This window comes from Arsenophonus endosymbiont of Crataerina pallida (assembly GCF_964020125.1).
GTDB lineage: Bacteria > Pseudomonadota > Gammaproteobacteria > Enterobacterales > Enterobacteriaceae > Arsenophonus > Arsenophonus nilaparvatae.
This window is the reverse complement of sequence record NZ_OZ026540.1, coordinates 114,138-126,667: the sequence shown is the minus strand read 5'-3', so window position 1 is coordinate 126,667 and position 12,530 is coordinate 114,138. Positions and strand designations below refer to the sequence as shown.

7 protein-coding genes and 4 pseudogenes are annotated in these 12,530 nt (G+C 39.7%); 3 read left to right on the top strand and 8 right to left on the bottom strand.

The genetic code is table 11. The annotated features are described in order from the left end of the window. Positions 1–132 precede the first annotated feature (132 nt). Positions 133–1,128, top strand: coding sequence for a porin (locus AACL31_RS00685; protein ID WP_339053652.1), 996 nt, complete (start codon positions 133–135; stop codon positions 1,126–1,128). A 118-nt stretch (positions 1,129–1,246) separates the two neighbouring features. On the opposite strand, the gene AACL31_RS00680 is transcribed toward AACL31_RS00685, so the two are convergent. The 4 genes and pseudogenes from AACL31_RS00680 to speFL form a co-directional block, all read right to left on the bottom strand. Continuing rightward, positions 1,247–1,663, bottom strand: a complete 417-nt coding sequence (locus tag AACL31_RS00680; protein WP_310512796.1) for a lysozyme inhibitor LprI family protein — start codon at positions 1,661–1,663, stop codon at positions 1,247–1,249. A gap of 191 nt (positions 1,664–1,854) precedes the next feature. Then, positions 1,855–3,185: pseudogene (gene potE, locus AACL31_RS00675) on the bottom strand (putrescine-ornithine antiporter). A gap of 76 nt (positions 3,186–3,261) precedes the next feature. Further along, positions 3,262–5,421, bottom strand: a complete 2,160-nt coding sequence (speF, locus tag AACL31_RS00670; RefSeq protein WP_310512797.1) for an ornithine decarboxylase SpeF — start codon at positions 5,419–5,421, stop codon at positions 3,262–3,264. 269 nt (positions 5,422–5,690) lie between these two features. Then, entirely contained in the window at positions 5,691–5,798 is a 108-nt protein-coding gene (speFL, locus tag AACL31_RS00665) for a leader peptide SpeFL (RefSeq protein ID WP_119712386.1), read from the bottom strand. A 299-nt stretch (positions 5,799–6,097) separates the two neighbouring features. Here speFL and rimO point away from each other — a divergent pair. After that, positions 6,098–7,410: pseudogene (gene rimO / locus AACL31_RS00660) on the top strand (30S ribosomal protein S12 methylthiotransferase RimO). Between the two features lie 225 nt (positions 7,411–7,635). Further along, positions 7,636–8,149: pseudogene (locus AACL31_RS00655) on the top strand (DUF2165 family protein). Between the two features lie 946 nt (positions 8,150–9,095). Here AACL31_RS00655 and AACL31_RS00650 read toward each other — a convergent pair. The 4 genes and pseudogenes from AACL31_RS00650 to AACL31_RS00635 form a co-directional block, all read right to left on the bottom strand. Continuing rightward, on the bottom strand, positions 9,096–9,884 hold the full coding sequence (locus AACL31_RS00650; RefSeq protein ID WP_339053579.1) for a KilA-N domain-containing protein: 789 nt from the start codon (positions 9,882–9,884) through the stop codon (positions 9,096–9,098). A 61-nt stretch (positions 9,885–9,945) separates the two neighbouring features. After that, positions 9,946–10,227, bottom strand: a complete 282-nt coding sequence (locus AACL31_RS00645; protein ID WP_339053651.1) for a VRR-NUC domain-containing protein — start codon at positions 10,225–10,227, stop codon at positions 9,946–9,948. Continuing rightward, the gene (locus AACL31_RS00640; RefSeq protein WP_310513200.1) at positions 10,218–10,439 is read right to left on the bottom strand and encodes an ANR family transcriptional regulator; all 222 of its coding nucleotides are present in this window, start codon (positions 10,437–10,439) and stop codon (positions 10,218–10,220) included. Before AACL31_RS00640 ends, AACL31_RS00645 begins: the two co-directional genes overlap by 10 nt. A gap of 28 nt (positions 10,440–10,467) precedes the next feature. Next, positions 10,468–12,530: pseudogene (locus tag AACL31_RS00635) on the bottom strand (DNA polymerase).

The window sequence follows — 12,530 nt, the reverse complement described above, 5'->3', positions numbered from 1 at the left end:
CCTATTTGAAATATTGGCATGGTGTTCTATTCATCAATTTTTTTTATCTGTATTGAGATAAGTATTATGTTTTCTTTTCGTAAAAATAAATCAGCCAGTTTAATTTTTTTCTGTTTTTATATTCCCGGGGCTATGGCAGTAGATATTTATGATAAGCAAGGTAGTCGAATCGCGGTTAATGGTGAGATTGAATCTAAACTAATGAGCTCTAAAGATCAGGATCAAGATGGTAATGAGATTAAAGTAAAACTGGGTTTAGAATTAGAGAGTCAGCTTACCGATTCTGCTAGTGGTTTTGCCAAATTTGAGCATGAAACCGAACTACATGGCGGAGAAGGGGATAAGAGTAACGAGTCAAAGAATAATTTGGCGTTTGCCGGATTAAAATATGATACTCACCATATCGATTTTGGTCGTAATTATGGTGTTATTTTTGATGTTGCTTCTTATACTGATGGATTACCGTTTTTTGAAGGTGATTTCTTTTCTGATAGTGATATTTCAACCACTAAAGAGGCGAGTAATTTGCTGACTTATCGGCAAACTGATTTTTTTAATTTAGTTAAAGGTCTCAATTTTGCTTTGCAGTATCAAGGAAAAAACAGCAATAATGATGAGGTTCAGCATCAGAATGGTGAGGGTTGGGGAGCCAGTGTTAGTTATAACTTCAGCGATAATCTGCAAGCTACCATGGCCTATTTTCATTCGAAAAGAACTCAACAGCAGCAGATCCGGCCAGGTAAATCTGCCGAAATATGGGCGGTTGGTTTCAATTATGACGCTGAACCGGTCAAATTTGCTGGTTTATATTCCGAAAGCCGCAATATTCATTCCCACGAAGTCGATGATAATGTGGTGATCTTTGGTAAAGTTAGTACCATTGAGTTGCTAACTTCCTATACTTTTGCATCAGGTCTAGAGCCTGGAGTGGCTTATTTTTATTCACGTGCTGATAAAGCAGTAGATGTCGTTAATTATCTTAATATTTTTACTAATTATAATTTTAACGATAATTTTAAAGCCTACGCTGCTTATAAAGTTAATCTATTGAGAAATAGCCAACTAGGTAACGAATTAGAATTAGCTCGTGATAATGTTATTGGGATAGGGATGACTTATAGTTTTTAAATTTTATCCTTATTGCGGCAGGATCCTCTGTTAACCCTTATGGTAATTGCTAGTTATGTCTGTCGTTAGCGATTTAATGACAGACATAACTAAATTTATTTTTATTAACCAATAGTTATTAATTAGCTATTTCAGTGCTGGTTCTTAATTTAGTTAATTCCAGCGCTTTATTTTTAGTTAACTCAATTTTGTTGACCATCACAGCTATTCCCCAATAAGTTCCTTGCTGATTATCGTAAAAGTGGTTAATCGCTTCTAAGTTGAGATCACGATATTTTATCCATGCCAATTGCGATTTTTTCAATGCCACTTTGAATTGTGGGCTTAACTTTTTATCGGTGATTAATAATTGGTATTGCTTATTCAATTCGTTATCCCATAACTTTAACGCGTTTTGGTAGCAATCAATGCTATCAAGGGTTGATACGGTTGTTGGTTTCGCTAAACACTGTTCTAACGATTGTTCGATATTATGGCTATCGGCCAATACTAATTTACTGATAAATAACATGATAACTATCGTTAATTTTTTCATAGCATCAAATCTAATGGTTTATAGGAATTAATAATATATTAAGTATATCTGACAAGTTGGTGATTGAGTTATTAATATCAGTTAATGATCGATATTATGATTTAGTCTGAATAACCGGGTGATTATTGTAATCATATTAGCTTCCTCATCGCGTGGCGATGAGGAGGGTGTGAGTCAATTATATTAACCTATTATTTGCTATTGATGTTTTGATTGTTTTCCAGTTCGAAGCGTGGTGAAACGAAACCATAAAGTGTCCAGCCTAGGAATGTCGCAAGGGCACCCCACATAACGGCATCTTCCCCAGATGAATACAAGGCATAGAAACTATAGGCGGCGCCAATAAAAGCAACAATATTACCCATTTTGGCTTTCTGTGGATCAACATTAGCCACTTTTTGTAAGATGATCATGGTGGCCATAGAAAGAATATAAGGGATGATATTGGTTACAACTGCTAGGTTAACTAATACATTAAATTGTTTGTTTAATGATGGGCTAATGGTCATCAGCGCTAAGCCAGATTGAATAATGACAATAGTTAGCATACCTTTAACCGGCGCTTCTGCTTTATTAACAGCGGAGAATACTTTCGGAAAGTAGCCTGCATCTGATGATGATTTGAATACTTGCGCAATAGTAAACTGCCAACCCAGCAGAGAACCACAACATGACATAATCATTAGCGCCATGATGACTTTACCGACAGTCGGATTAAATATTTGTGCGAAGGCTAAGCCAAAGGGAGCCGTTGAGTTCGCTAAATCTAAATTGGGCACACAATACCGGCGATAACATTGGTGGATATGATATAGATGACTGCTGCACCTAGTGTGCCACCTAATACTGCAATAGGGACATTTTTCTCTGGGTTATCAACGGCTTCACTATTTGCACAAGCCGATTCCATACCGAGAAATGCCCACAGTGTCATGGCAATTGAGGAGCCAACAGCCTGAAAAAATGGAAAGTTATGTGGATTCCAGGAATTGATGTAGAGATCGGCTTTGAACCAGTACCAGCCAATAATGGAGATCCCCATAACTGGAATAATAACTCCCCAGACAGTAATACTACTTATTTGGCCAGTGATGTGCGCACCGCCAAAATTAGCAACGGTACAGATCCATAATACCGCGATGGTGGCGATACAGATGGCCAATGGCGTTAAGTTTGTCCCTAGTAGTTCCGCACCATAACCAACAGCAGAGATAGCAATCGCTACGTTGGCAATTAAGAGTGAGATCCCATAGGTGTAGTTAGCCATAAAGTTGCCAGATTTACCAAAGGTATATTCAGCGTAACCGCCCATTCCACCGCTGCGACGGCTGTACATGCCACACTTCGAAAAAGCGTAAGCCAGTGCCATCGAGCCGACTGCGGTAACGATCCATGAAAGGATCGATATGGTGCCAACTTCCGCTAATTTTGTCGGTAACATAATGATACCTGAGCCCATCATATTGACTGTAGTCAATATGGTTAGCTGTAGCACACTCATTTTATTTTTAGATACCTGCATTTTTTTCTCTCTTAACTCATAAGAAATCTTAGCTATTCAATCGGTAAAGATTTACTTATTGTGTAGTTATGCACGACTATTTAATGGCATAGCCATAAGCACGCATGCGGCCATCAGCATCGGTTTGCATATATACGCCTTGTAATTCAGGTGAAAAACCTGGGAATTGATTAATTCCTTCTTCTAGCGCTAGAAAATAGTTTTGTACTGCACCGCCCCAGACTTCTCCTGGTACAACACACAGTACGCCTGGTGGATAAGGCAGTGCGCCTTCGGCAGCAATCCGACCGCCGATGTTTTCAAGTGCAATCAATTCGACCTGGCCGCGGACAAATTGGATATTGGCTGCTTGCGGCAACATTTTGACGGCCGGAGAATGCGATTGACGAAACATCTCTTTTTGTAGCTGTTTGACGTTCAATTTGGCATATAAATCATGCATCTCTTGGCATAGCTGACGAATGGTATAGTGCTGATAGCGTTGTTGGTTGCTGCGGTAGAGGGTCGGTAAAACGTCGGCTAACGGTGCGTCGATTTCGAGTAATTGTTCAAAATGAGCAATTTGGGCCACCAGATGTTGCATTTTTGCCATCGATTCTGCCGGTGTTAGCAGAAATAGAATTGAGTTTAGATCGCATTTTTCAGGAATAATACCCTGTTCACGTAGGTAGTTTGCCAGGATCATTGCTGGTACCCCAAAGCTTTCGTAATTGCCGGTTTGGCTATTAATGCCGGGTGTTGTTAACATCAATTTACACGGATCAACAAAGTACTGATTTTCGGCGTAACCATCAAAGGAGTGCCAGCGTTCCCCTGGGGTAAATTTAAAGAAGCGTAAGTCATTAGCGATTTCATCGGTGTCATAGTCAGCCCAGGAACGGTTATCGACCAATTCAGGAATAAATGGGCGAATAAATTTACAGCAACTTAATAATAATTTGCGCGTTTCGATACCTGTTTTTACGCAATCCATCCATAGCCGTTTGCCACTTTCACCGGCATGCATTTTGGCATTAACATCTAAAGCGGCAAATAGCGGGTAGAACGGGCTGGTGGAAGCGTGCATCATAAAGGCGTTATTTAAGCGTTTATGATTGACATAACGTTGTTGCCCTTTGATATGACTGTCTTTTTTATGGATTTGAGAAGTTTGTGAGAAACCCGCTTGTTGTTTGTGAACCGATTGAGTGACCAAAATACCAGGATCATTTTCATTGAGTTCCAACAGTAATGGTGAACAGTCCTTCATCATTGGAATAAATTGTTCATAACCAACCCAGGTAGAATCAAATAAAATATAGTCACAAAGATGGCTGATTTTATCGACAATTTGGCGTGCATTGTAAATTGTTCCGTCATAAGTTCCAAGTTGGATCACCGCCAGGCGAAATGGACGTTTTTGCGCGGCATGCTCAGGTGAAGTTTTTTTGATTAGCTCAAGCAAATAATCTTCATTAAAGCAGTGAGCATCGATGCCCCCGATAAAGCCAAATGGATTGCGGGCGGTTTCTAAATAGATTGGTGTTGCACCTGCCTGGATCAGCGCACCATGGTGATTAGATTTATGGTTGTTGCGATCAAATAACACTAAATCCCCAGGTGCTAGCAGGGCATTTAATACCACTTTGTTGGCAGAAGAGGTGCCGTTTAAAACAAAGTAGGTTTTATCGGCATTAAACACTTTTGCTGCATATTGTTGGGCATTACAGGGTACACCTTCATGGAACAATAGGTCGCCCATCGAAACGTCAGCATTACAGAGATCTGAACGAAATAAATTTTCGCCAAAATAGTTAACGAATAAATTACCTAATGGATGACGCCGAAAGAATGCTCCTCCTTGATGGCCTGGGCAATCGAAAGCGGTATAGCCTTGTTCGACATATTTTTTTAGTTTACCAAAGAAAGGTGAAAGCAAACTTTGCTCATATTTTTGTGCCGCAGTTTCTAATTGCTTAGCATATAACTGGCTATTGTCTTTGTTAAGATCAATAACACCAGCCAGGCAAGAAAGGGTATCAGCCGGAATAACTTGATTGTGATTAATTAGCGCAAAGATAGGCTGATCAAAACTATTTTGTTTAATGGTATCGAGTCCACCTTGTTGAATATCTTCTAGCGAGATGATAATCGCAGCAACATCAGTAAAGTCAGTATCAAAGATATTAACAAAGTTACGCTGGCTATCAATATAGTCACTGATATCAAAACTGGTGGCTAGTTTATATTGTTCCATTTTATTTCCTATAAATTCAGACAATAGAATTGCTGCCAAAATGGATGAACATCTATTTTGGTGTATTTCTTATTTACAATTGAATTAAGCTGAATTTAATTTAGCTTAAAGCAATAAGTCATTTTGTTAGATTAATTAATCTAAATGCGCTGACTGACAAGTATGAATAGTTAATGCAATAGACATGATTTGTTTAAATCAATAGCATGACTATTTTGGGGGAATGACGATCCATACAGTAAGAACAGCAGCATGGATGTCGAAAAGGATCACCTGTGGGTGCAGAAACGTTCAAAACTGAAACATGAGCGATGGCAAAACATCATTAGATGGGTTGTTCGTCTTATATGCGGCCAAAGCCGATTGTTATTTTCCATTTTTGCACTTTCTAAAACGCAGTTTGTTATGTGATGTATTTTTATCAATATAAATTAATAAAATAATTAAATAATGATGTTAATCAAAATTAGTATAAAAAATTTTTTATTTATTGGCTGTTGCTTTATTTTATCTGCATTTATCAATCATTTTGGTTAAAATTTTATTATTAATAATCAATATGACAGTTTGTGATGCCTATTTATGTGCATCGCAAAGCTAATTGTACAATTTAGTTTTTTCAATGTTAAAATAACTTTTTTATTCAATTAATATTACAACATAGATCCTATCCTTTATGAGCAATGAACAACGTGTCCCAACAATAGGATTTTTATCATTAGGCTGCCCGAAAAATTTGGTCGATTCTGAAAGAATTTTGACTGAATTGCGCACGGATGGTTATCAAATTGTAGCTAGTTATGATGATGCTGATCTGGTTATTGTTAATACCTGTGGTTTTATCGATAGCGCAGTACAAGAATCATTGGAAGCTATTGGTGAAGCATTAAATGAAAATGGTAAAGTGATCGTAACCGGCTGTCTGGGAGCTAAAGAAGATCAAATTCGTGAAGTACATCCGAAAGTATTAGCCATCACCGGTCCGCATAGTTATGAACAGGTGTTAGCCCATGTTCATCATTATGTTCCGAAACCTCAGCATAACCCTTTTTTTAGTTTAGTGCCGCAGCAAGGGATCAAGTTAACTCCTAAACATTATGCTTATTTGAAAATTTCTGAAGGCTGCAATCATCGATGTACATTTTGTATTATTCCATCGATGCGTGGTGATTTAAATAGTCGGCCTATTGGTGAGGTTTTGAGTGAAGCTAAACGCTTAGTTGCCGCAGGTGTGAAAGAGTTACTTATTATTTCACAGGATACTTCAGCTTATGGCGTTGATACTAAGCATCGAGTAGGTTTTTGGGATGGCCAGCCAGTTAAAACTAGCATGGTAAGTTTGTGTGAACAGCTTGCGGCTTTAGGAATTTGGATCCGGTTGCATTATGTTTATCCTTATCCTCATGTTGATGAAGTGATCCCATTAATGGCGCAGGGTAAAATTTTACCTTACTTAGATATTCCCCTTCAGCATGCTAGTCCGACAGTTTTAAAACGAATGAAACGGCCCGGAGCAGTAGAAAAAACGCTAGAGCGTATTCGCCGCTGGCGTGAAATTTGTCCCGCATTAACCTTGCGTTCAACTTTTATTGTTGGCTTTCCGGGGGAGACTGAAGCGGATTTCGAGTTATTACTTGATTTTCTTCAGCAGGCTCGTTTAGATCGAGTCGGTTGTTTTAAATACAGTCCAGTTGATGGTGCGCAGGCCAATGAGTTACCAGATCAAGTTCCAGAAGAAGTAAAGGAGGCGCGTTACCACCGTTTTATGCAGGTTCAGCAGCAAATTTCTAAGCAGCGATTGCAGGAAAAAGTTGGATCTAAGATCTGGATGAGCAGGGAGCCGTCGGCCGTAGTATGGCAGATGCACCTGAAATTGATGGTGTGGTTTATCTCAATGGTGAATTTGATGTTAATCCTGGTGATATCATTCAGGTGCTAGTTGAGCATGCTGATGAATATGATCTATGGGCGACCAGGCATATCCATTAATTTAAATCAAGTCTATAAGGTATAATAGGTTTTTTCATTTTACCTACTGTTATACCTATTAACAAGATTACCGCCTTTTTTTGAATTTTGTCCAATTTTAAATTCTTGTGTTAAAATTAATCTGTTCATTGTTTAGTTAATTATGCTAAGCAGTGAACATTTTTATTTTTGAGCCTGCATCTTGTATCGAAGATTATCTTATTGTATTTCTAAGGACAATAAATCATGATTATTCGTTTGTCTAAAGCGTTGGCTGTATGTGCGGTGGCGTTATATGCCTCTTTAGTGGTTATAGGCAATATTACCGATTATGACACCAATTTTGCCTTAATTCGTCATGTTCTTTTGATGGATACTATCTTTCCTGAGGCCACAATTAAGTACCGTGCAATTGAATCTCCAACTGCTCATAATGTTAGTTATATCATTCTGATTATTCTGCAAACATTAACGGCAATACTTTGCTGGATTGGTGGCATTAGATTATTGGCTAATTTGAAAAATACTGCGGCTAATTTTAATAGAAAGAAAAAAATTGCAATTGCTGGCTTAACATTGGGCTTTTTGACCTGGCAAGTTGTCTATATGTCATTAGGCCGGGAGTGGTTTGGCATGTGGATGTCTGAATGGAATAGCGGGGGTAGAAGCGTTTCAAGTTTATACTACTATTTTGTTGGTGCTTATTTATCTTGTTCATCGCGATAGAGACCGTAATCGCGAGCGTGATGAGATGAAATAACCAGCTTTTAGTATGCCGTGAGTTGCAGGTCATCTTATTGGCAAAGTTCATTAGCATTTATAAGTTTATAAATGCTAATGAACCGCTAGGTTATGGTTAGTTAAAATATATGTTATTTTATTTTTTGAACAGAATAATATCGGCTGTTACGGCTATTTTACGCTAATATTAAATTAAATATTTTTATAATAATTTATTAAATATATCAATAGTATCATCCAATGAGATATATAATAAAATATAGTTTTATTTAAAAATTCTTTTCCAACGATATTAAATAATAGGTACTTAAATGAAATATTATTTATTGCCTGGCACGATAGAGTTTAGTCAAAGTTTTAGCATCAAACTATTTTTATTAAAAAATTAAAATAATTTTCTATTCATTATCATAAATTGTCGCCATTTTAAAAATAATTAAATATTGAGTTAAATAAGTATACAGAAATTATAACCGAACTTTTGCTAACTGAATTTATTTAAAATTTTTATGATATGAAAAATATTAATAAGTTGATGCTGACATTTCAATTACCTAATTAATTTTTATTAAAATCACATTTGCAACAAACCAAGGTTGTTCATCTATAACAATAATCCGGACAGAATAATTTTCGAAACTGAATGGAATAACTGATGATTTGGTCATAATGACCTCCAACGGTATTTTAAATTTTTGCTACCACTGGAGTTGCAAATCTCGTGGTGGTAGCCCAGAAAGGGTTTGCAATGCCGGATACCGTGAACCGGTGAACCTTTTGGGTTCCCCTACCTGAGCCACCATAGAAGTTGCTTAGGTAATAAAAAACACGCTTATGCGTGTCAGTTTATGACACGGTATTCCAGCGGGTTGCAAATCCCGACACCTGATTTATCAGATGCAAATAAACTATAGCGCATGATTTTTGCTTTCGTCAATGGGTATTGCAAAAAGGTTAATATTTTATTATGTTGCTGCAATTCCGTTCATCATGATGCTTAGCAATCTGGGAAATTGGCTATCATAGAAATGGGGCTGAGTCTGACGGGGATGGTTTGGGTCAGTTAAGTTTTTTCCAAACTGTAATCCTCTTTCCGTCAGTGACCAGAATAGTTTTTCCTTGTCAGGATGTTTGCTACTTGGGCGTGATTTACGCTCAACAATACCTAATAATTGCAAACGTTTAAAGCCGGATGGCGGACTGTAAGGCTTACCATGCAGCAGTAAAAGCTCCGTAAAAGAGTGCGTCACTTCGCTTGATACTGTCATGCTTCCTTCAGGTGCATCAACGGCGTAAGCAGGTAGTACATCTGGCATACCAAGGGAAGATTGCAATTTTTTCATTGCACCAAGTAGACCAGAAGGGGCGATACGCAGCTCTTGTTTGTAAAAAGCGATCATGGCTAAACCAGCTTGCACTTTATCGGTTAGCGGTTGTGTAGGTGTAGCGATAACTTCATCGAAAGTACGAATAACTTTAAGATTAAAAGCTGCGCTAATCCACATGGCGTAGGCGTAAACTAGTTCTTTAGCAACGTAAGTTCCTTGCTCGACACCTCCTCGAATGACCGATACCGGAATTCCGCCCTCGCTCAAAAATTGTTCAATTAATTCTTGAGTTTGTTTATTAGCAAGCCAATATGCAGGACTGTCTTTTTTAAGATCACCAGCGGCTTTATGTAAATCATTTAGACAATAACGCCCGAAAGCGTCTTGACGAACAACGGTATTTTCAATAACAACTAATTTAGACATGGAAACACGCCTCCGTAGTTAAACAAAGAGAATCAATAAGATATAGTGACTTAAAGGGTTCTTAGTCCACAGTGGGTAAGATGCTGCTTAAATCCTGACTGTCCAGTACGATGACCTGATGGCCTAGGGCAAAAAGCCGTGCGTGTTCGCGTAATTGGTAGGGGGTGGGTTTTTCGCCCGGTGCTTTACATTCCACGAAAATAATCTTGCCATTGGGGAGTGCAACTAATCGGTCAGGTACGCCTCGTCGTCCCGGTGAAACAAATTTATAGGCAATGCCACCGATTTTTCGTACTTCACTGACCAAATGTTTTTCAATGCTCTCTTCCCTGATTAACCGCATGGATACATCCTTTTAATATGTTCCCGTTTGATTTGCATCAGGCAAAAATCGCCGCGGTGTTCACTCCAGATACGATTATTGCGATTACGCGCCAGTCGGTTTGCCTGTGACCATGCGCGCGCCGCTTCATGGTATTGGCCTGACTGTTCAAGGTGTACCGCATCCTGTGCTGCCTTGAAATAAAGTGGGCTGTCGTTTTTCATAAAGGCCATGATGTTTATTTTATCCTGTGTGTGTTATTTATTCCTTGCGATAACGATAAGTCTCAAACCCCGCTGCACTAAGCGGTAAATTAAAAGCCCAATCCGGATTAAGACTTAACAGCTTACTTAACCCCTCGGCGGAAAATTGAGGAGTATCCGGCGCTTCGCTGATAATTTCATCATGGACGGTTAAGACAATCGCATAACCCGTCTTTTCAATGCGTGGCATGCTATAGGCCAAGACATCGCGTACGGCGGCCTGACAGATATTTTCAGTAATTTTACCGCCGTAGGTTTTTAACCGTTCCCATTTTCGGCTGTAGGGATTAGTCCCCATGTAGGTGATTTGTCCATTCTCTATTCGCGCAGAAGGGTAGCAAAGACTACGACCTGATGGTAGACAAATTCTGAGCCAGCCTTTATCGCGACGAAGGCTAAGTTTACGGCACTTAAACACTATCCCCGGTGACTGAATGGCTTGTTTTACAGTGTCTTCAATGTCGTACCAGAATGATACGGTTTGTGGATGGGCATTGCGCCACATGCGCTTAAGGGAATCGCAGGTAACAAAGACTTTTTCGCTGAGGCCATAAGTCTTCTCCGTTTCAACGGATTTTTGATACCAGCGCATCGCCTCTCGCTTAACGTTAGGCGGTATGTTAGGTAATGCGGCTTCCGCCAGTTCATCTAAATCCAGACCGTAGGCGAGGGCAAATGTCAAAAATGCCGCAACCCCACCGCCATAGCCTAAGCCGAGTTCCATCACCTTACCGATTTGTCGTTGAGCTTTAGTGACGTTCTCAGGTAAAAGATTAAATGCGCGCGCATAGGCGAGTTTATAGAGGTCATCGCCTTTGCCGTTATCAAACTCGCTAAAAGCATTGACTTTCCAGTTTTCCCCTGCCAGCCATGCCAGCATGCGGCCTTCGATATTCGACAAATCCGAGATAACCAGTTTTTTACCGGGTGGCGCGATAATACACCCTCTAAGCGCAGAACTGGTCAGTTGCATAATGTCATCACAAATCAGCTCGGCGCAACCGGCTTTTAATGCGTCAATGCCGTTATCAATCGTCTTTTGGTCAAGCGTGGGTCTGGGGAGATTATCCGGCTGAAAAATACGTCCCGCCCATCGTCCGGTGCGTGAGGCACCACAAAATTGCTTGGTTCCTCGAAGTCGTCCATCTGCGCTTACCGATTTTAACAGCGCCTTATATTTACTGGTGCTGGTTGTACACGATTGCAGACGGACTGACAGTAGTTCGCGTAAAGCCGGTGGAATATCAGGGTCATTAACGCGGCGCTGTAGCGTGCTGGCTTGCATATCCGGTAACGTGATGCCAAATGCCGAAACGATATGCTGTAACAGTGCATCGCGTTGTGTTGCGTTTTGCACGGCATTATCTGTTAATTGCTGGGTGACGGTTGATAACCGTTTTTGCTCGTTTTCAACGGCAGTCAAGGCGCTTTTCGCCAGTTCAACATCCATGCACATCCCACGGCGATTAATCTTTTGGTCTAACTGCCATAATTGGGTTTCGTCCACACTCATATTCCAACCCGGTAAATGTTGATAAATCTCGCGCATGGCTAAAATATCAGAACCTGCGTATTGCTTAAAACGTTGCCATTCCTCTGTGTGAGTTAACGCCGTGGCGCGTTGTATTTTGCTATTTTTAGGACGCGGTTTGCAAAATAGCTGTATGAGCGCTTTACCTTCTTTATCTTTGGCGTTATCGCTATTGACGTTAAAGATATCGCAAAGCGAACCGAGCGCACCGGGTAAGCCATGTGTCAGTGCTTGTACTAATGTGTCGTGAACGCGGGATAACGGTAAGTCAATATTTAACACCTGTTTTAAAATTACCGTATCAAACATGCCGCCGTTGTGCCAGACAGTTAAAATTTCTGTGTCATTAAGATACGCTTTCAAATCTGTCGGCATCGTTTTATCTTGCGTCACATCCCAGACCTTTACGGGGTGATGATTGTAAGCATAAGCAAAAAGTAAAATTTCTGCATTTTCAGCATAGCGATGCGTGCCACAATTAATCGGAAATCGCTATAGGTTTCTAAATCGCAAAATAGTAAATTTTGCAT